A 20474-nucleotide genomic window follows, 5' to 3' on the forward strand; every position below is an offset into this window, starting at 1 on the left:
TGCTACAGCAGCTCAGCCAGTAGAGCAGAATGTCAAAGTTATTATTGGCCCTGATCATCCGAACTGGGTTTACAAAGTTGGGGAAAAGGTTAAGTTCAATGTCTCTGTACTTCAATATGGAAATCCTTTAAAAAATGTAAAAGTTGTTTACGAGCTCGGGCCTGAAAAAATGAACCCTGAGAAGCGCGATTCAATGCAGCTTTCGAATGGATTAACAACAATTGAGGCAGGAACAATGAAAACCCCGGGATTTTATCGTTGTGTAGTTACTGCTGAAGTAAATGGTAAAAAGTATAGTAGCCTTGCTACGGTAGGATTTGATCCCGGACAAATTAAGCCGGCTGCGGTAAGCCCTGATGATTTTGTGCAGTTCTGGAATAATGCGAAAGCGGATCTTGCAAAAATACCAATGGATGCCCGGATGACTTTATTGCCTGAGCGTTCTACAGAAAAGGTAAATGTTTACCATGTAAATATTCAGAATTTCCGTATGGGTAGCAGATTGTACGGAATACTATGTGTTCCAAAGAAGCCGGGAAAATATCCTGCATTGCTTCGGGTTCCCGGAGCGGGGGTAAGACCATATAACGGGGATGTGGCAACAGCAGAAAAAGGGGTGATTACCTTAGAAATTGGTATTCATGGCGTTCCGGTTAACATGGATCCAAACGTCTATGCTAATCTGGGCGTAGGTGCTTTGTCGGGCTATCAGGCTTTTAATCTTGAAGACCGTGACCGCTACTACTTTAAACGGGTGTATATGGGCTGTGTCAGGGCGAATGATTTTTTAACTTCCCTGCCTGAGTTTGATGGCAGCACTTTGGGTGTGACCGGTGGAAGTCAGGGAGGGGCATTATCCATCATTACTGCGGCCCTTGATTCAAGGGTTAAATTTTTGGGTGCCTATTACCCTGCACTTAGTGATCTGACAGGTTTTATGATTGGCAGAGCCGGCGGATGGCCTCATTTGTTCAATAAGGATAATGTAAATACCGGCAGCACTCCTGATAAAATTAAAACGACAGGATATTATGACGTAGTAAACTTTGCAAGACTATTAAAAGTTCCGGGAATGTATAGCTGGGGATTTAATGATGTCACTTGTCCCCCGACCTCAATGTATGCATCATACAATGTGATCACGGCGCCGAAATCATTATTTCTGGCAGTAGAAACCGGGCACTGGATGTATCCTGAGCAAAGGGAAAATATGGATAAGTGGTTGCAACAGCAGTTGAAAGTGAATTGATTTCAGAATCATTGTTGTCCGGTAAAAATAAAATGTTTAAAAATATCCTTTTAAAATTATCCTGAACGATTTTATTTCCTGCTTTTAAAAATCAAGCCCCGCTGTTAGCGCACTCGCTCAATAGGCCCCGCTTTTAAGCGGGGTATACAAGGGGGATGTTCCGGGCTTCAGCCCAAAATAATCCGTTTATACCGGATCACCCGCATCGGGCTTCAGCCCGATTTAATGTTGTCGGCGCTGAAGCACCGGTTTACGTTATTTTCTAACCTGCTATATGTGGGGCTGAAGCCCGAATTGAATCACTCCGATTACAACCCGCCTGAAGGCGGGCCCTATTGAGTGATACTTCTATACCCGAGATTAAAATAACTCAATCATTAAGAAAAATACCCTCCTTCCTAAATATGGCAAGAGTTTCAATTCTGCTGCCGGGCTAAACCTTAATAAAAAATTTCCCCGGACACTACTGATTTCAGAATTAGCAAATACTTTTTAGCAAAAAAAATCCCGCTTAACTTAAGCGGGATTTTTTAATTATTTTTTTTCTTCGAGATGATCGGCGGTTACGGTAGCCTTGATCTTTGCTTCAAGCTCGTCCATCAGATCGGGATTGTCAAGCAATAATTGCTTCACCGCATCACGGCCCTGGCCTAACTTGGTATCACCATAGCTGAACCATGAACCTGCTTTTTTAATAATGTCGAAATCAACACCAAGGTCAATGATTTCACCTGCTTTTGAGATTCCTTCCCCAAACATGACATCAAATTCTGCAATTCGGAAAGGAGGAGCAAGTTTGTTTTTTACAACTTTTACTTTAACCCTGTTTCCTGAGACCTCATCGGTATCTTTTATTTGAGAAATTCTGCGTATGTCTAAACGTACTGAAGCATAAAACTTCAGGGCATTTCCACCAGTAGTTGTCTCCGGACTTCCAAACATAACGCCTATCTTATCCCTTAACTGGTTAATGAAGATACAGCAACATCCTGTTTTGGAGATCGTACCGGTTAATTTCCTTAAAGCTTGTGACATTAAACGTGCATGCAAACCCATTTTAGAATCACCCATTTCACCTTCAATCTCTGCTTTTGGAACAAGTGCCGCAACAGAGTCAATCACGATAATATCTATGGCTCCTGAACGAATCAGATTGTCGGCAATCTCAAGTGCCTGCTCGCCATTATCGGGTTGGGAGATCAAAAGATTTTCGATATCCACCCCTAACTTACTTGCATAAAATTTATCAAAAGCATGCTCAGCATCAATAAACGCTGCTATCCCCCCTTTTTTCTGAGCCTCTGCAATGGCATGAATGGCCAGGGTTGTTTTACCTGAAGATTCAGGGCCATAAATTTCTATCACACGGCCTTTCGGTAATCCCCCGATACCCAGGGCAATATCCAGGCTGATTGAACCGGTTGAAATTGCTTCTATTGCCTCTACCGCATTGTCTCCTAATTTCATGACGGTTCCCTTTCCGTATGATTTTTCAAGTTTATCAAGCGTAAGCTGTAAAGCTTTTAATTTATCTGCGTTGCTCATTATTTTAGTTTTATGTCTCCAAATTTATATTAAATATTTTAAAATACTAAAAATATTATCAAAATATTATTTTAGGTTCTCTTAAAAATCAAGATATTGATTTAATCTCTCAAAAAATTATAGTAAGATATTATATCGCTTTAAATTTTTTAAGGGCCTTGGCTGTCTTATCCACCAGTCTTTTCTTTTTCAGCTCATTTGCCTTTTTCAACTGTGCTTTCTCTGCTTTTAATAAAGCGCTTTCTGTCTGACTTTGCTGATAATACTTGCAAATTTCTGTCAGGGGGCAACTCTGGCATTTTGGATTTCTTGCAATACAAACATATCGTCCGTGCAGGATGAGCCAGTGATGGGCAATATGGATTTTGTCTTTTGGGAGATAGTTTACCAATTGTTTCTCCACTGCCAATGGAGTTTTTGCATTTCTGGTTAAACCAATACGATTGGAAACCCTGAATACATGGGTATCTACAGCCATTGCAGGTGCATTGAATATCACTGATGCAATCACATTTGCAGTTTTCCGGCCTACACCCGGCATCTTTTGGAGATCCTCAATATCTGAGGGGACAATACTATTGAACTCCGACACCAGTTTTTGGGCCATGCCCACCAGATGTTTGGATTTATTGTTCGGATAACTAACACTCCTAATGTAGTTAAATACTTCCTCGGGTGTGGCTTCAGATAAACTTTCAGGATTGGGATACCGCTCAAATAAGCGGGGTGTTACCTGGTTTATCCGTTTATCTGTACATTGGGCAGATAAAATGACTGCTACCAGTAACTGATAAGGATTTTCATAATGCAGTTCAGTTTCTGCCTCAGGCTGATGAGATGAAAAATATTCTACAAAGGCTTTGTATCTGTCTTTTATTAGCACAGAACAAATATAGATGGATTGGTTGATCTGGCTTTAATAATAAAGCAAAAAAAACCGATCCCCAGGACCGGTTTTTTTGTTCAAATTCTTACAGCGATTGTGAATAATCCAAAATACTTCTGATTGTTTTCTCAGTTGGATTATTGGTCAATGCATTTAAACCTGGTTTTATAGATGAGTAGAATGATTGTTCATCCTCTCCTAAATCTTCAGCGAAAAGACTACTTTCAGCTTTTGTGTTGGTTAATGAATTTGTTGCAGGGGTAGATGTTTCTATCATAAGCGAATTATTTTTTAGGATTAAACGCAGTTGTAACAGAAATGTTTTGTCGGTCTGAAAATAATTTTAATTATTTTTCAAAGTTAATTCCCTGGTTAGCATCATTTTGCGCAAATTATTCAATGCATACCGCATACGGCCTAAAGCAGTATTAATACTTACCCCTGTGATATCTGAAATTTCCTTAAAACTCAAATCCCCATAATGACGCATAATCAGCACCTCTTTTTGTTCTGATGGTAAATGGTGAATCAGTCCCCTGAGATCCTGATAAGTTTGTTCCCGGATGAGCTTGTCCTCGGTGCTTTCATCATAGAACTTAAGAACCTCAAAAATATCGAAGCCCTCAACTGTGGTAACCACCGGAGCACGCTTCATCTTTCTGAAATGATCAATCACCAGGTTATGGGCAATCCTGATCACCCAGGGCAGAAATTTCCCTTCTTCATTATACCTGCCTGCTTTCAGGGTATTGATAACCTTTATGAAAGTATCCTGAAATATATCCTCTGCCAGATATGAATCTTTGACGAGTAAATAAATGGAGGTGTAAATTTTGGATTTATGCCTGCGAATGAGCTCTTCCAGACTTGACTCATGGCCATGGATATATTGATTTACCAGCTCCTGATCGCTAATCGATTGAATATTTATAGTACTCATACTTTAAATTCTCTTAAATGTAAATTCCCAAAAGATATTGAAGTAGAGTTTATTCGATAACAGGTCTCCTATGAAAAGTTAATATATACTGCTTAGTTATTTCAAATGAAGCAAAAATTTTGCCAAAATCAAAGAATAATCGATCTGTCATAGATAATAAGTTCTTATAGCTGTATTTTTGCAATCCAAATAATTAGATATTTTAAATAGATATACGAATAAAAAGCAGTTTGGAGTTTAAGAATGAACAAAGAGGCGGAAAAAGATCCTAAAAAGTATATTATTATCAAGGGGGCACGGGTTCATAATTTGAAGAATATTGATGTGGCCATCCCTAAGAATAAATTGGTTGTCATTACCGGGATGTCAGGCTCAGGAAAATCTTCACTGGCTTTCGATACATTGTATGCCGAAGGTCAGCGACGATATGTCGAAAGCCTTTCTTCCTATGCGAGGCAGTTTATGGGGCGAATGAGCAAACCTGATGTAGATTATATTAAAGGCATTGCGCCCGCAATTGCTATTGAGCAAAAGGTAATTACCAGTAATCCCCGATCAACTGTTGGTACTTCAACTGAGATTTATGATTATCTCAAATTATTGTTTTCCAGAATAGGAAAAACAATTTCTCCTGTTTCAGGAAAAGAAGTGAAAAGGGACACTGTTACTGATGTGATCAATTATATTTCAGGCCTTGAGCCTGAGACTTCAGTATCTGTTTTATGCCCGCTGCATGCGCACAATAACCGTTCACTTAAAGAAGAATTGGCAGTATTGTTACAGAAAGGCTTCACCCGTGTACTGATAAATGATCAGTTATCGAAAATTGAAGAGCTTTTGGATGATCAAACAAGCGATAATTCTCAATCGGGTACCGATGTCGATATAAAAATTGTTATCGACAGGGTTTCGGTTTCTGATGATGAGGAGACATTGAGCCGTTTGGCCGATTCTGTTCAGACTGCATTTTTTGAAGGCAGAGGGGATTGTTTGCTGGAAGTAAGAGGTAATTTGCACTTTTTTTGCGATCGTTTTGAACTGGATGGATTACGCTTTGAAGAACCCAGTCCGAATTTTTTCAGCTTTAATAATCCTTTTGGGGCATGTAAACGTTGCGAGGGTTACGGTAAGATCATCGGAATTGATGAAGATCTGGTAATTCCCGACAAAAGTAAATCTGTTTATGATGGTGCGATTGCAGCCTGGAGAGGTGAAAAAATGGGGGAATGGCTAAATAAACTTGTTAAGAATGCGATCAAATTCGATTTTCCTATTCATCGTTCCTACAATCAATTAAATTCGGATCAAAAGCGCCTGCTATGGACAGGGAATGAATATTTCAGCGGGCTTGATGAGTTCTTCAAGGAGCTGGAAACACAAACCTTTAAAATTCAGTACCGGGTGATGCTTTCAAGATACAGAGGTAAGACAAATTGTCCGGAATGTCATGGAAGCCGTCTTCGTCAGGATGCATCTTATGTAAAAATTGCGGAACATTCAATTACCGATTTTGTACTGATGCCATTGGATAAAGCCCTTGAGTTTTTTCAGGGTCTGGAATTGGATGCCACACAGCTTAAGATTGCAAAGCGTTTATTGATGGAAATTACCAACCGGATCAAATTTTTAAACGACGTTGGATTGAGCTATCTCACGCTTAACCGTTTGTCGAATACTTTATCTGGCGGGGAATCCCAGCGTATTAACCTGGCCACTTCATTAGGCAGTTCACTGGTTGGGTCTGTCTATGTGCTCGATGAACCGAGTATCGGACTTCACCCAAGGGATACTCATCGGCTGATCGAAGTATTGCGCTCCTTAAGGGATGTAGGAAATACGGTTCTGGTGGTTGAACATGAGGAAGAGATTATGCATTCGGCCGATCATATCATTGATATCGGTCCTGAAGCCGGAACGCATGGCGGTAACCTGGTATTTACTGGAAGTTTTGATGAAATATTGAGAGATGAGAAAAGTCTGACCGGGCAGTATCTCAGCGGAAGACAATCTATCTCCATACCATCACAACGACGGAAATGGAGTGATTATATTGAAATTAAAGGCGCCCGTGAAAATAACCTCAGGGATGTCGATGTCAAATTTCCTTTGAATATACTTACCGTTGTTACCGGCGTATCAGGTTCAGGAAAAACCTCCCTTGTTAAACGAATATTGCAGCCTGCGGTTCAAAAAGCGATAGGTAATTACTCCGGGGAACAAACAGGAGCCTATGATGCTATCGGTGGTGATTTTAATAAGATCGAACAGGTTGAAATTGTAGATCAGAATCCAATAGGCCGTTCTTCGCGCTCTAATCCGGTAACATATGTGAAGGCATGGGATGAGATCAGGAATTTATTTGCTTCACAAGGGCTTGCAAAAGCCGGTGGACTCAAGCCTTCTGCATTTTCTTTCAATGTGGAAGGTGGGCGTTGTGATGTATGTCAGGGTGAAGGTGAAGTGAAAATCGAAATGCAGTTCATGGCCGATATTTACCTGCCTTGTGAAGCCTGTGATGGAAAGCGATTTAAGCAGCATGTGCTGGATGTGACCTATAAAGAGAAGAATGTTTTTGAAGTATTGGACATGACCATAGATGAGGCGCTTCTGTTTTTTGAGCATGAACCAAAGATTCTTGCAAAGATCAAGCCTCTGGCAGATGTGGGTTTGGGTTATGTGCATCTCGGTCAATCGTCAAATACCCTCTCAGGAGGAGAAGCGCAGCGTATCAAACTGGCTTCTTTCCTGGTCAAAGGAAACAACAGCAGCAAAACCCTGTTCATTTTTGATGAACCTACAACGGGTCTCCATTTTCACGACATCAAAAAACTATTGAAATCATTCGATGCTTTAATCGTTCAGGGCAATACTATTATTGTTATTGAACATAATATGGATGTGATTAAATGTGCCGACTGGGTGATTGATATCGGTCCCGAAGGCGGTGATAAGGGTGGTACGGTTGTTTTTGAAGGAATTCCTGAAGAGTTAATCAAAGAGAATAACTCTTACACAGGCAAATTTTTGAAGGAGAGGTTCAAGGGGTAGGATTTAAGGTTTCGTAAATATTTTGCTTGCTTAAATTTTTGGAAAGGTGCTGCTGTGGTTCTTTGGTTTTTGCTTCCGGTTCTCTGCTTTAGTTTTTTGCGGCAAAAAATCGTACATGACAAAAACCCTGTCCGCAAAAAAGCTATCGCTACCGCCCCGGTTTAGTTTACCTGGGGCGGAAGTTCTTCTGTCAGCAACTATTAATGAATATTTCATTCATAAAAATTTTGATCCTAATAAAATAATTACTGTCCCTGCAATCTAAACGGGATCGAAGCGGCAGCCATTTGCCGAATCAATTACACTAATTACAACAAAATTTCATGGCAAAAGCTACAGCGCAGAGCCCGGCTACAGGAGCCGAGGAGCACCAGCCTTGCTTTCCAAATCAGAATAACCAATCTGACCATATTTTTAATTATATACTTCTATTATTTAATGCAGATGCTTATCAATCAGCTTAAATCATCTGATAGCCAGTTTATTTTCCTTGAATTTCTCAATCAGATAATCTGCATAACGCAGAAAACCCAGATCGGTCAGGTGGGTTCCATCTACAGTACCTTCATAATCTGTACCAATTGAACCGGCAGCACTGATGTAAATAAGATCTTTCATGCCCCCTTTTACCAGCTTATCGAATTCTGTTTTCAATGCCTGATTCTTCTCATTCATACTATTAAGTAAACTGGTTTGAAAAATAGCTCTGGTATATTCCACATTTTCGACAAATACAATTGGTGTTTTTGGATTTTTAGCGCGGATTGTTTTGGCTAATGGTATAACACTATCCGTGACTTGTTTGGCAGTCATATTTGGAAGACAGTCAATCACATAATAGGATGCCTTTATTCCTGAAATAAGCTCGGCCATTGGCGGATCCATTCTTCCATTGCCACTAAAACCGAAGTTAATACAATCTACATTCAGCTTTCTGGAGATGATGCTTGTAAACACCATGCCGGGTCTTGAGGCGCAACCGCCCTGTAAAATACTCGTACCATAAAAAACAATCGGCAGCATTTTATCAGCAGCAGGTTTGGTCATTGTACTTCCGCTTTCTATGCCAACTTCCACTTTGGTTGTTCCATCATAAAGTGGTAAATAGAGCTTAAACTCCCTTTCTCCCGGACTTAAAGAACTGATCAGGGAAGCTTCATTTTCTTTTGCTGTTGGTCTTCCTGTATTAACATAAGTCCATACCCCATTAACTTTACAATACAGATCAACGCCTTTGATGCCCGTTTCGGCCATATGGTTCATTTTTGTATCATTAAGTAAAGCCCACTTAACTTTTACAGAACTTGAGTTGGTATTAAATCTTATGGAGATTCCGGCGGAATTTTTCGACAGATCCCAAACTGGTTTTCTGACTTTATCCTTGTAGGAGGCTGGTAAACGGTCGTACGGACTTTCTTTCTCGGATTCAGGAACCCCGGTGCCCTCAATTAGGAAAGATTCTTTTCCATAATAGATTACATTTTCTTTTTTGGCAGCACTTTCCTGTGAAAAGGCCGAAGTACCGATAAAACTTAGAATAAGAAGGCAAATAAATTTACGCATGTGATGGTTTTTTTCTAATGTGTGATTAAATATAGGATTACAAAAAATAAGGAACAAGAAGCAGCTTTGGGATTTTATGTAGTAGGCTTAATAAGGTTGTCCTTTTCAGACAATTAGCTTTAATATTTCATCCTGATTAAATGTATAAACCATTATCTTGCATTGCCAAAACCAATTGGTAAAGGAGATATGTTCAGTTATACAATTTCAGGATGAGTACAGAAGCTGCCGACATAAAGCTTAAATTCTCATCGTATGAAATTTTTGTAATACTGATTCTAACTTTGACTCAGTTTACAGTTGTCCTGGATTTTATTGTAATCTCTCCGCTGGGCGATCTCCTGATGAAATCCATGAACCTGAGTACCACCCAATTTGGATTGTCGGTATCTGCATATGCCTTTAGTGCCGGGTTCTCAGGACTAATGACCGCGGGATTCGCGGATCGTTTTGACAGAAAGAAATTGCTATTATTCTTTTATATCGGCTTCATTGTCGGTACACTTTTTTGTGGTTTAAGTCATACCTATCCGATGCTTTTGGCTGCAAGGATTTTTACCGGTTTGTTTGGGGGAGTGATCGGCTCAATTTCTATGGCTATTGTTTCAGACTTATTTCCGCTTGAGAAAAGGGGCAGGGTGTTTGGCTTCCTGCAAATGGGTTTTGGAGCAAGTCAGGTTTTAGGAATTCCAATAAGTTTATATATCGCGAATATTTGGGGCTGGCAGTCGCCATTTCTGATGATAGTAGGCTTGTCGATTATAGTCTGGCTCTTTATTTTAATTAAATTGAAGCCGGTAACTGAGCATCTTGAGCAAAAAAGTGATCAGAATGCGATAGTTCATTTATGGCAGACGCTGACTTTGCGAAAATATCGTATTGGTTTTATGGCAACTGCATTCCTTTCATTGGGAAGTTTTATGATGATGCCATGGGGGAGCGCTTATGTGATCAATAATTTGAAGATTACGGCACAGGAGCTTCCATTTATTTATATGGCCTCCGGAATATGCACACTTACTATTATGCCGATTGTTGGAAAACTGAGTGATCGTTTTGATAAATTTCAATTGTTTACAATCGCATCGGTAATCCTGATTGTTGTGATTATAATTTACGCGAATCTGGGGCCAGTTTCATTCTGGATTGTTCTGGTCATGAACCTTGGGTTGCAAGTGGGCTTCATGAGTCGGATGGTGCCCTCTATTGCCCTCACCTCTGCCTTGCCTCAAAAAAAAGACCGGGGGGCATTTATGGGAGTAAACTCATCACTTCAACAGATTTCCGGTGGAATAGCCGCTGCTCTGGGAGGGATGATTGTTGTTCAGAATAATAAATTTAGTCCGCTCGAACATTATGATGCTCTTGTTTATGTAGTGGTATTACTTTCGATAATTTCTGTATTTTTACTTTTGAGAGTTAGTAGAATTGTAAAAAATAACGATTGAACAGAAATTGAACAAAGAACAAAGAATCATGACTAATTCTACTTCATTGAAAATTTTGATATTTTAATTTGATTAAGTAATTAAGAACAAGGAACAAGGACTATGTATTGGTTCAGTTGAAACCCGATAGCTATCGTGTTGTAGTTTTGAATCAATTTAGACAATGAACACGGAGTTACTAACCAACTAACCAACCAACAACTAACCAACTAACTAATGCTTTCTAAAAAAACCCGTTATGCTTTAAAGGCCCTCGTAGTTTTGGGAAAAAATTTTGGAGGGATTCCTATTCAAATTTCCAAAATTGCCTCTGAAGAGCATATTCCTAAAAAGTTTCTCGAGCAAATTCTTCTCGACCTCAGAAATGCTGGGCTCTTATACAGTAAAAAAGGATCCGGAGGTGGATATGGGCTTGTAAAAGATCCTGCAGAGATTTCGGTTGTTCAGATATTACGTATTACCGGTGGACCCGTTGCGCTTCTTCCCTGTGTTAGTTTGAATTTTTACCAGAAATGCGATGAATGCGACAATGAAGCAACTTGTGGGGTAAGAGATGTTTTTGTGGATGTGAGGGATGCTACAGTCAAGATTTTAAGCGAAACAAGTATAGCTGATGTGATAAAAAGAGAGAAAGATTTGGTTCAAAATTATAGCCAATAATTTTTTTTCAAAAAAGTCTACTAGTTCTATATACTTTGTATTATATTTGGCCAATGAAAAATTTAGAACTCCATATGTTCAATGAAACAATTATGAATTGTTGTTATATGGGTATAATTAATCATTGAGGAAGACAAGACATAAAATAATTTATTATATGCATGAACCTCTTCAAACACCAGAAGAGGTTTTTTTTTGAAAATAAATGAACAGTTTCAGAACAGAATTAGAAGATCCGATTGTACAAAAGGATATTATTGAACTCGAAAAGAAGATCAGGGAATTTCGTGAAGGAAAGATCCATGATGAAAAATTTCGCAGCCTTCGTTTGGCCCGCGGTATTTATGGTCAGCGTCAGCCCGGAGTACAGATGATTCGGATCAAGCTTCCTTTCGGAAAAGTTAGCTTTAAACAAATATTACGTATAGCTGATATTTCTGATGAGTATGCGAGCAGCAATCTCCATTTAACCACGCGTCAGGATATTCAGATACACTATGTAAGTCTGGATCGTACACCTGAATTATGGGCAAAGCTGGAGCAGGATGACATCACACTCAGAGAAGCCTGCGGAAATACTGTGAGAAATGTTACCGCTTCTTCAACCGCCGGGATTGATCCTAATGAGCCTTTTGATGTTTCACCTTATGCTCATGCAACCTTTAAGTATTTTTTGCGTAACCCAATTTGTCAGGAAATGGGCAGAAAATTCAAAATTGCATTTTCTGCCACTGAAGCAGATTCTGCATTCACTTATATTCATGACCTGGGTTTTATTCCAAAGGTTCTGATTAAGGAAGGTAAAGAGATTCGTGGGTTTAAAGTCTTGTTTGGCGGCGGTCTTGGGGCACAGCCAGCGATCGCTCATGCCATAAACGATTTTCTTCCCGAAGATGAATTGATCCCATACATTGAGGCTACCCTGAGGGTGTTCGACAGACATGGGGAACGTACCAACAGGAATAAAGCAAGAATGAAATTCCTGGTTGCGAAATTGGGCCTTGAGGAGGTTTTAAGACTTATTGAAGAAGAAAAGGTAGCCATTCGTTTTAAGAAATTTGTCATTGATCGTGATACCATTGCCCTGCCGGAAATTCCTGAAGTAAATTCTCTGCTGGAAGTTCAGCTCACTGATCAGTTTCAATATCAGCGCTGGCTTGATACAAATGTGTTTGAGCAAAAGCAGGAAGGATTTTATGGTGTTTACATTAAGGTTACTACCGGAGACATTCCAACAGCTAAAGCCAGAAAGTTTATTTCGGCCATCAGCGGACTTGTAGCCGATGAAATAAGAATCACAATCAATCAGGGTTTGCTTTTAAAGTTTGCCAGAAAAGAGGCTTTGCCACTATTGTTCGAACGTTTAAAGGAGCTGGATTTTGTTAAGCCCGGATTTGATAGTGTGGGGGATGTAACCACCTGTCCAGGTACGGATACCTGTAATCTTGGAATTTCAAACAGCACCGAATTAGCACGGGTTCTGGAAGATCTTATCAATGATGAATATGATGAGTTGCTTGATAATCAAGATATAAAAATAAAAATAAGCGGTTGCATGAACAGTTGTGGTCAGCATGGTCTTGCACAAATTGGCTTTCATGGCAGTTCACTAAAGGCTGCCGGAAAAGTAGTTCCTGCTGCACAGGTTTTATTGGGGGGAGGTACTTTAGGTGATGGACTGGGTCGTGCAGCCGATAAGGTAATTAAAGTGCCATCGAAAAGAACAAAAGATGTTGTCAGGATTGTGCTTGATAATTACAAACAAAATAAGCAGGAACATGAACTTTTCAACGAATATTATGACCGAAATGGGAAAGATCACTTTTATCAGTTATTAAAGCCACTTGCAGATCTTGGTACATTGACACCTGATGAATTTATTGACTGGGGCCATGAAGAAACATTTGAAACAGCAATCGGTGTAGGAGAATGTGCCGGAGTAATGATCGATCTGGTTTCAACATTATTACTTGAGGCAGAAGAGAAACTGCAATGGTCTGTTGAATCTTATGAGGCAAAGGCATATTCTGATTCAATTTATCATGCTTATAGTGTCTTTATTAGCAGTGCCAAGGCCATGTTACTTGATAAAGGCATCAACAGCAGCACTCAAACCGGGATTATCCGTGATTTTGATGAACAATACAAAGAGAGCAGTATCCTTGAAGGACATGGAAGCTTTAGCGATCTGGTATTGCAAATAAATAAAAATGAGCCATCAGCTGAGTTCGCTCAACACTATGTGGGTACAACAGTTGATTTTATTAATCGAATTAAGAAAGCAAAGGAGGCGATTCAGCCATGATACAAACTCAGATAAAAAATATAGTTAAGGAACCAAGAATTACCCTGGTTGGGGCAGGTCCGGGTGATGCGGAACTGATTAGTCTCAAGGGAGTACGTATTCTGAAATCTGCAGATGTAGTTCTGTATGATGCACTGGTGAATAGTGAATTACTTGATTTTGCTCCAGAAAATGCGATTAAAGTTTATGTAGGGAAACGTTCCGGCGATCATTCCTATTCACAGGATGCCGTGAATAAACTAATGATTGATTATGCTCTGAACTATGGTCATGTGGTTCGCCTCAAAGGTGGTGATCCATTCGTTTTCGGACGTGGTTTTGAGGAGTTGGAAATGGCTGCATCTTACAGTATTCAAACAGAAGTCGTACCCGGAATTTCAAGCAGTATCTCTGTTCCGGCACTTCAGGGAATACCGGTAACCCATCGTGGTGCAAGTGAAAGTTTTTGGGTGGTAACCGGAACGACCAGTTCAGGAGAAATATCCAAAGATCTTTATACTGCTGCGAAAACAGATGCGACAATTGTCGTTTTGATGGGCGTGAAAAAATTAAAGGAGATCGCTGAAATTTTTGTAGCTGAAGGTAAAAGCCGGCTTCCCGCAGCGGTGATTCAGAATGGATCTATGAAAAATGAGAAAGTTGTTGTGGCTACTGCTGCAACGATTTTTGAAACTGCTCAGGATCATAAAATTGACTCTCCGGCATTAATTATCTTTGGCGAAGTTGTTGGCTTACATTCCAAATTTCAGCCAATTAAGGCGTTCTATGAGCTTTCAGAGCAAGAATAGCATTGAAGTAAAAGAGGAGGGAAATCAACTTTTTCCGGTATTCCTTAAGCTGAATCAGCTTAAGGTTTTACTGGTTGGGGGTGGAAATATCGGACTTGAAAAATTGCAGGCCGTATTATTAAATAGTCCTGAAGCAAAAATAAATATTGTTTCTGACACATTTCTCCCAGCGCTTTTGGATTTTGTTGCAGCTTATCCTGAAGTAAAACTGTTTCACAGGAGATTTGAACCCAACGATCTATTGGGTCATGATCTGGTCATTCTGGCTACCGGTGATAATCATATAAATGCAGAAATCAGAACCATGGCTCGTGGACTGAATTTACTTATTAATGTAGCTGACAAACCTGAGTTATGCGATTTTTACCTGGGTTCAATTGTTAAAAAGGGTGATCTTAAAATTGGGATTTCGACAAATGGAAAGTCGCCAACCATTGCCAAACGTTTGAAAGAGCTTTTTCAGGAGAACCTGCCGGATGAACTGGATCTTTCCCTTCAGCAGATGAATGCATTAAGGAATACCCTTAATGGCGATTTTGCACATAAGGTTAAGGAGTTGAATAAAGCGACTGCCATCCTGGTTACCCCTGCATCAGAGCAGGTGGCCAGCCGAAGAATGCGCTGGGCGCTATGGGGGACAGGTTTTTTTAGTCTTCTGTTGATTTTTGGGCTTTTCTGGTTTAATGATCCGGCATTCCGGACTTATGTAGAGGGTATTCATCCAACTTTTTACTATTTTTTGATTGCCGGATTTATTTTTGCAATGATTGATGGAGCAATAGGAATGTCCTATGGCGTCACTTCTACTACCTTCTCATTGTCTATGGGAATCCCTCCGGCATCAGCAAGCACGGCAGTACATGTTTCAGAAATATTAAGCAATGGCATCGCCGGATGGATGCATTTCAGAATGAAAAATGTGAATATGCGCTTATTCTGGATGTTGCTCATACCGGGAGTAATAGGGGCAGTGCTTGGTGCGGTTTTACTTTCATCCCTTGAGCATTATAGCTATATAACCAAGCCGATTGTTTCTTTATATACTTTAATTCTTGGAATTGTGATTCTGCTTAAAGCAATCAAAATAAATCAAAAAAAAAGGAAGTCTAAAATAAAAAATATTCGTTTTCTTGGTTTTGGAGGTGGTTTCATTGATGCGGTTGGCGGCGGTGGCTGGGGGTCGATTGTTTTATCATCTTTAATTGCAGGCGGACGAAATGCCCGTTATGCTTTGGGAACAGTAAAACTTTCAAGATTCTTCATCGCACTGATGAGTTCTTTGGCATTCATCACCATGTTGAATAATGTATACTGGGAAGCTGTGTTGGGTCTGGTTATTGGCAGTGCAATTGCCTCGCCTATTGCTGCCCGTTTGTCGAATAAAATTTCGGTAAAGGCCATCATGATTGCCGTAAGTATAATTGTTATTCTGGTGAGTCTTAAAACAATGATCAGTACCCTCATTAATTTTATTTAATTAAGTATTTTTGCCGAAATCATACAGAATAATGAAAGAAAAATCCAAGCTCATACGGACTCAGGCAGCACGTACCTCAAACAGGGAACATTCGGTTCCGATTTATCTGACCTCGAGTTTTGTTTTCGATGATGCAGAGCATGGAAGGGCTATGTTTGCTGATGAAGTAGAAGGAAATATCTATTCCCGTTATTCTAACCCAAATACAACCGAGTTCATAGACAAAGTGAAGGATTTTGAAGGCGCTGAAGCGGGATTGGCTTTTTCATCAGGAATGGCGGCTGTATTTGCATCGATTGCAGGTTTGCTGCGCAGCGGAGATCATATTGTTGCCTTTCGATCTATATTTGGATCTACCCATCAGTTATTCACACAACTGTTGCCTCGATGGGGAATTACCACAACATATGTGGATGCCTCAAAACCAGAAGATTTTGAGCCTGCACTCCGACCTGAAACAAAAATGGTTTTTCTTGAAACTCCATCTAACCCAGGACTTGAGCTGGTTGATCTGGAATGGTTGGGGAAATTAAAGCAAAAGCATAATTTCATCTTAAACGTTGATAATTGTTTCGCAACCCCTTATCTGCAAAAGCCCATTCAGTATGGTGCTGATCTGGTTAGCCACTCAGCAACCAAATATATGGACGGACAGGGGAGAGTACTAGGGGGAGTGGTAGTGGGCCGTAAAGATCTGATGAAAGAGCTGATGTTCTTTATCCGGCATACAGGTCCGGCTATGTCACCATTTAATGCATGGACTATTTCGAAAAGTCTTGAAACGCTTCCGGTAAGGATGGACAGGCATTGCAGTAATGCATTGAAAGTAGCTGAGACTTTGGAACTGCATTCTGAAGTGGAAGTAGTCAGATATCCACATCTGCCTTCCCACCCGCAATATGAACTCGCTAAACGTCAGATGAAGCAGGGTGGTGGTATTGTTACCTTTATTGTTAAAGGAGGCTTTGAACGCGGGAAACGGTTTATGGATGCATTGAAGATGATCATGTTGTCACCTAATCTTGGGGATACCCGTTCAATAGCTACCCATCCGGCCTCTACTACCCATTCTAAATTAAGTGATGCAGAACGTGCACAGATTGGAATTTTTCCGGGCAGTATCAGGATCTCTGTCGGTTTGGAGGACATTGATGATATCCTGGAAGATTTGACACAGGCACTCGACAATTCAAAAAATTAAAATACAATGAACAGTTCGGTAAAAATACTTCAGGAGATTAAAGGTTTAGGGATTGAACAATCACTGGAATATCTGGTGAATGCTTTTCCGGGGGAAGTGATTTTTTCAACGAGCTTTGGATGGGAAGATCAGGTGATTTCTCATATTATATTTAAGAATAACCTCCCTATTAAAATATTTACAATCGAAACGGGAAGATTATTTCCGGAGACCTATTATGTCTGGAACCGGACAATTGAGATGTATGGAAAGCCTATTCATGCCTATTATCCCGATACAACAGCGGTAGAAAAAATGGTTAGCTCAAAAGGCCCCAGTAGTTTTTATGAATCAGTTGAAAACCGTAAGGAATGTTGTGCGATCAGGAAAATTGAACCTTTGAAACGGGCCCTTGCCGGAAATTCTTGCTGGATTACCGGTATACGTGCAGAACAATCGCTGAACAGGGAACACATGGATCCAATTGAGTGGGATGATGCGAATCAGATCCTTAAATTCCATCCTATTTTCGACTGGACATTGGATCAGGTTAAAACATTCATCCGCGAAAACAATATTCCTTATAACCCATTGCACGACAAGGGTTTCCCTAGTATTGGATGTGCGCCCTGTACCCGGGCTGTTAAAGAAGGAGAAGACTTCCGGGCCGGTCGCTGGTGGTGGGAAGATCAGGATAAAAAGGAATGTGGATTACATTCTTCCTGAAAAATGAATCAAATTTTTACGCGTTACGATGCGATTTTATAATTTAATATGAATAAACAGGACACTACTTATTTAGACCAGCTGGAAGCCGAAGCAATTTACATATTGCGAGAAGTTGCCGGCCAGTTTGAAAAACCCGCTTTATTATTTTCTGGCGGAAAGGACTCGATAACACTTGTCAGACTAGCTGAAAAAGCATTCAGACCCGGAAAGTTTCCATTTCCACTGGTGCACATTGATACAGGACATAACTTCCCGGAGACCATTAGCTATCGTGATAATATGATCTCCAGGATTGGGGAGAAACTGATCGTGGGCCATGTTCAGGATTCGATTGATCAGGGAAAGGTAATCGAACAAACAGGGAAAAATGCAAGTAGAAATGCTTTGCAAACGGTTACTTTGCTTGATACTATTGCCGAAAATAAGTTTGATGCCTGCATAGGTGGTGCCCGCAGGGATGAGGAAAAGGCACGTGCAAAAGAGAGAATATTTTCGGTTCGTGATGAATTCGGACAATGGGATCCGAAACGTCAGCGGCCAGAACTATGGAACATTTATAATGGCAGGATTCATAAGGGAGAAAATGTGAGGGTGTTCCCAATCAGTAACTGGACTGAGCTGGATGTGTGGAATTATATACGTCGGGAAAAAATTGAACTGCCTACGATCTATTTTGCGCATGAACGTGAAGTGATTACCCGTAATGGACAGTTAATGGCTGCTGCGGAATGCCTTAATATGGATCATGAGGATCATATAGAACGTAAGAATGTGCGTTTCAGAACTGTAGGGGACATGACCTGTACTGCTGCTGTTGAATCGGATGCAGATCAGATCGATGATATCATTGAAGAGATCAAATTTTCAAAAATTAGTGAACGCGGCGCCAGAATGGATGATAAAGTGTCCGAGGCTGCCATGGAAGACCGTAAAAAGGGGGGTTATTTTTAATATGGATTTACTAAAATTTTTTACAGCCGGTAGTGTTGACGACGGAAAGAGTACATTGATTGGCCGTCTTCTTTATGATAGTGAGTCAATACTCGCCGATCAGCTTGAGGCTTTGCAGCAGTCGAACCGTAAAAATGACGATGGAACAATTGACCTGGCCATTTTAACTGATGGTTTAAAGGCTGAACGCGAGCAGGGAATAACCATTGATGTTGCCTATAAATATTTTCAGACTGACAGAAGGAAGTTTATTATTGCTGATACTCCGGGACACATTCAGTATACCCGTAACATGGTTACCGGAGCATCCAATTCTGATCTGGCAATTATTCTGGTGGATGCCCGAAATGGCGTCGTAGAACAAACAATCAGACATTCTTTTCTGGTTTCCCTTCTTGAACTTAAACACGTGGTTGTCTGTATCAATAAGATGGATATGGTAGCTTTCAGTGAAGATGTGTTCAATTCAATCAGGAAGGCCTATGCTGCTATTGCAGTTAAACTTAACCTGAAAGAGGTAACCTATATTCCGGTAAGCGCTCTGAAGGGAGATAATATTGTTAATAAATCTGATAATATGTCCTGGTATGATGGAAAAAGCCTGCTTGATCATCTCGAAACCATTGAGGTGAATGAAGCAGTATTGTCACATCAGGCACGTATGCCTGTACAATGGGTGATCAGGCCACAGACTGATGAGCTTCATGATTATCGCGGATATGCAGGTCGTATTTTAAGCGGAAGTTTTCATGTAAATGATAAGATTACAGTTCTTCCATCCGGAATCCATTCAGAGATCAGTAAAATCGAAACCAATTTTACGGAACAGGAGGAGGCAGCTTCGGGAATGTCTGTAACCCTTCACCTTAAGGATAATATTGATATTGGCCGTGGTGATATTTTGGTAAATTCTTCTCATGAGCCATTGGTTTCACAAGAAATTGAGGCCGATCTTTGCTGGATGGATACCCGTCCGCTGGATTCGTCTATTATGTATCTGATTCAGCATAACAGTAAGGTTACTAAATGTAAGATCCGCGAGATCCTTCATAAGGTTAATATCAATACTCTGGAAAAGATAGATACGGATACCTTTCAATTAAATGATATTGGACGGATCGTTCTTAAAACTGCTGAACCTCTTGCGTTTGATTTATATCAGGAGAATAAGCTGAATGGAGGGGCAATTCTGATCGATCCGCGTACAAACCTGACTGTAGGAGCCTTAATGTTCCGTGCTAATGCAGGATACTAGGCTTATGTCATAAAACAAAATTAATAAAAAACCAGGGATCCGAATAGCCCGGTGCTTTAGCTCCGGGTGAATGTAATTTGTCATGAGGGCTTCAGCCCAAAATTTAAGCGACCAAGCAGGAACATATGCTGGTGCTTAAGCGCCATGCCTTGGAAATGGTAAATTAAGAACCAGGAATATCGATCGGGCTAAAGCCCAATTTAAGAGTTTCTCAATATCGAAGATTATTGGGCTGAAGCCCGCCCGGATGAACTCCGTTCGGACTGGCCCTAAAACAAACTATTTCAATAACTCCAGCTAAAGCTGGAGCCTCGACTTTGGCTATTTACTAGATAACAAAAAAAAAAGGCTTCATAATTGGATTTGAAGTCTTTTTTTATGACCTTAGTATCTAGTTAAAAGACTAGATATGGGATATCCAACCAAAATACAGCTTATAAAAAGAGCCAA

17 protein-coding genes are annotated in these 20474 nt (G+C 40.3%); 11 read left to right on the forward strand and 6 right to left on the reverse strand.

Annotated features, from left to right (window positions below; all coding sequences use genetic code 11):
• Positions 1-1249 (forward strand): acetylxylan esterase (locus Q8S11_RS05375; RefSeq protein ID WP_305661049.1); only part of this gene is annotated, 1249 nt, incomplete at its 5' end.
• 534 nt (positions 1250-1783) lie between these two features.
• On the opposite strand, the gene recA is transcribed toward Q8S11_RS05375, so the two are convergent.
• From recA to Q8S11_RS05395, 4 genes are all read right to left on the reverse strand, one after another.
• Entirely contained in the window at positions 1784-2794 is a 1011-nt protein-coding gene (gene recA, locus Q8S11_RS05380) for a recombinase RecA (protein WP_305661050.1), read from the reverse strand.
• 130 nt (positions 2795-2924) lie between these two features.
• Complete coding sequence (gene nth / locus Q8S11_RS05385; RefSeq protein WP_305661051.1) at positions 2925-3677, reverse strand: endonuclease III; 753 nt, start codon at positions 3675-3677, stop codon at positions 2925-2927.
• 88 nt (positions 3678-3765) lie between these two features.
• Positions 3766-3957, reverse strand: a complete 192-nt coding sequence (locus tag Q8S11_RS05390) for a hypothetical protein (RefSeq protein WP_305661052.1) — start codon at positions 3955-3957, stop codon at positions 3766-3768.
• Positions 3958-4023: 66 nt separating this feature from the next.
• On the reverse strand, positions 4024-4620 hold the full coding sequence (locus tag Q8S11_RS05395) for an RNA polymerase sigma factor (protein ID WP_305661053.1): 597 nt from the start codon (positions 4618-4620) through the stop codon (positions 4024-4026).
• 243 nt (positions 4621-4863) lie between these two features.
• Between Q8S11_RS05395 and uvrA the strand changes: the two genes are divergently transcribed.
• On the forward strand, positions 4864-7668 hold the full coding sequence (gene uvrA, locus Q8S11_RS05400) for an excinuclease ABC subunit UvrA (protein WP_305661054.1): 2805 nt from the start codon (positions 4864-4866) through the stop codon (positions 7666-7668).
• Positions 7669-7698: 30 nt separating this feature from the next.
• Here the strand turns inward: uvrA and Q8S11_RS05405 are convergent, their stop codons facing one another.
• Both Q8S11_RS05405 and Q8S11_RS05410 read right to left on the reverse strand, forming a co-directional pair.
• Positions 7699-7884, reverse strand: coding sequence for a hypothetical protein (locus Q8S11_RS05405; protein ID WP_305661055.1), 186 nt, complete (start codon positions 7882-7884; stop codon positions 7699-7701).
• Between the two features lie 249 nt (positions 7885-8133).
• Complete coding sequence (locus Q8S11_RS05410; protein WP_305661056.1) at positions 8134-9231, reverse strand: SGNH/GDSL hydrolase family protein; 1098 nt, start codon at positions 9229-9231, stop codon at positions 8134-8136.
• Between the two features lie 212 nt (positions 9232-9443).
• On the opposite strand from Q8S11_RS05410, the gene Q8S11_RS05415 reads away from it, so the two are divergent.
• The 9 genes from Q8S11_RS05415 to Q8S11_RS05455 all read left to right on the forward strand — a co-directional run bounded on the left by Q8S11_RS05415 (position 9444) and on the right by Q8S11_RS05455 (position 20024).
• Entirely contained in the window at positions 9444-10679 is a 1236-nt protein-coding gene (locus Q8S11_RS05415) for an MFS transporter (protein WP_305661057.1), read from the forward strand.
• 216 nt (positions 10680-10895) lie between these two features.
• Positions 10896-11339: an Rrf2 family transcriptional regulator gene (locus Q8S11_RS05420; protein ID WP_305661058.1), complete on the forward strand. Its 444-nt coding sequence runs from the start codon at positions 10896-10898 to the stop codon at positions 11337-11339.
• A gap of 205 nt (positions 11340-11544) precedes the next feature.
• Positions 11545-13644 carry a HEPN domain-containing protein gene (locus Q8S11_RS05425; RefSeq protein ID WP_305661059.1) on the forward strand — a complete coding sequence of 700 codons (2100 nt, stop codon included), beginning with the start codon at positions 11545-11547 and terminating at the stop codon, positions 13642-13644.
• Positions 13641-14432, forward strand: a complete 792-nt coding sequence (gene cobA, locus Q8S11_RS05430) for a uroporphyrinogen-III C-methyltransferase (RefSeq protein ID WP_305661060.1) — start codon at positions 13641-13643, stop codon at positions 14430-14432. Before Q8S11_RS05425 ends, cobA begins: the two co-directional genes overlap by 4 nt.
• Positions 14410-15909 (forward strand): TSUP family transporter, encoded by a 1500-nt coding sequence (locus Q8S11_RS05435; RefSeq protein WP_305661061.1) that lies wholly within the window; start codon positions 14410-14412, stop codon positions 15907-15909. Before cobA ends, Q8S11_RS05435 begins: the two co-directional genes overlap by 23 nt.
• Before the next feature lie 31 nt (positions 15910-15940).
• Complete coding sequence (locus Q8S11_RS05440) at positions 15941-17110, forward strand: PLP-dependent aspartate aminotransferase family protein (RefSeq protein ID WP_305661062.1); 1170 nt, start codon at positions 15941-15943, stop codon at positions 17108-17110.
• 6 nt (positions 17111-17116) lie between these two features.
• A complete protein-coding gene (locus Q8S11_RS05445) occupies positions 17117-17815 on the forward strand; it encodes a phosphoadenylyl-sulfate reductase (protein ID WP_305661063.1) in 699 nt (232 codons plus the stop codon).
• A gap of 48 nt (positions 17816-17863) precedes the next feature.
• Positions 17864-18769 carry a sulfate adenylyltransferase subunit CysD gene (cysD, locus tag Q8S11_RS05450; protein ID WP_305661064.1) on the forward strand — a complete coding sequence of 302 codons (906 nt, stop codon included), beginning with the start codon at positions 17864-17866 and terminating at the stop codon, positions 18767-18769.
• A 1-nt stretch (position 18770) separates the two neighbouring features.
• Positions 18771-20024 (forward strand): sulfate adenylyltransferase subunit 1, encoded by a 1254-nt coding sequence (locus tag Q8S11_RS05455; RefSeq protein WP_305661065.1) that lies wholly within the window; start codon positions 18771-18773, stop codon positions 20022-20024.
• The last annotated feature ends 450 nt before the right edge of the window (positions 20025-20474 follow it).

This window comes from Daejeonella sp. (assembly GCF_030695525.1).
Lineage (GTDB): Bacteria > Bacteroidota > Bacteroidia > Sphingobacteriales > Sphingobacteriaceae > Daejeonella.

Excerpts from the sequence above, each read along its gene's own strand:
- recA (WP_305661050.1), bottom strand. The coding sequence starts at position 2,794 with ATGAGCAACGCAGATAAATTAAAAGCTTTACAGCTTACGCTTGATAAA.
- Q8S11_RS05390 (WP_305661052.1), bottom strand. The coding sequence starts at position 3,957 with ATGATAGAAACATCTACCCCTGCAACAAATTCATTAACCAACACAAAA.
- Q8S11_RS05395 (WP_305661053.1), bottom strand. The coding sequence starts at position 4,620 with ATGAGTACTATAAATATTCAATCGATTAGCGATCAGGAGCTGGTAAAT.
- uvrA (WP_305661054.1), top strand. The coding sequence starts at position 4,864 with ATGAACAAAGAGGCGGAAAAAGATCCTAAAAAGTATATTATTATCAAG.
- Q8S11_RS05405 (WP_305661055.1), bottom strand. The coding sequence starts at position 7,884 with ATGAAATATTCATTAATAGTTGCTGACAGAAGAACTTCCGCCCCAGGT.
- Q8S11_RS05410 (WP_305661056.1), bottom strand. The coding sequence starts at position 9,231 with ATGCGTAAATTTATTTGCCTTCTTATTCTAAGTTTTATCGGTACTTCG.
- Q8S11_RS05415 (WP_305661057.1), top strand. The coding sequence starts at position 9,444 with ATGAGTACAGAAGCTGCCGACATAAAGCTTAAATTCTCATCGTATGAA.
- Q8S11_RS05420 (WP_305661058.1), top strand. The coding sequence starts at position 10,896 with ATGCTTTCTAAAAAAACCCGTTATGCTTTAAAGGCCCTCGTAGTTTTG.
- Q8S11_RS05425 (WP_305661059.1), top strand. The coding sequence starts at position 11,545 with ATGAACAGTTTCAGAACAGAATTAGAAGATCCGATTGTACAAAAGGAT.
- cobA (WP_305661060.1), top strand. The coding sequence starts at position 13,641 with ATGATACAAACTCAGATAAAAAATATAGTTAAGGAACCAAGAATTACC.
- Q8S11_RS05435 (WP_305661061.1), top strand. The coding sequence starts at position 14,410 with ATGAGCTTTCAGAGCAAGAATAGCATTGAAGTAAAAGAGGAGGGAAAT.
- Q8S11_RS05440 (WP_305661062.1), top strand. The coding sequence starts at position 15,941 with ATGAAAGAAAAATCCAAGCTCATACGGACTCAGGCAGCACGTACCTCA.
- Q8S11_RS05445 (WP_305661063.1), top strand. The coding sequence starts at position 17,117 with ATGAACAGTTCGGTAAAAATACTTCAGGAGATTAAAGGTTTAGGGATT.
- cysD (WP_305661064.1), top strand. The coding sequence starts at position 17,864 with ATGAATAAACAGGACACTACTTATTTAGACCAGCTGGAAGCCGAAGCA.
- Q8S11_RS05455 (WP_305661065.1), top strand. The coding sequence starts at position 18,771 with ATGGATTTACTAAAATTTTTTACAGCCGGTAGTGTTGACGACGGAAAG.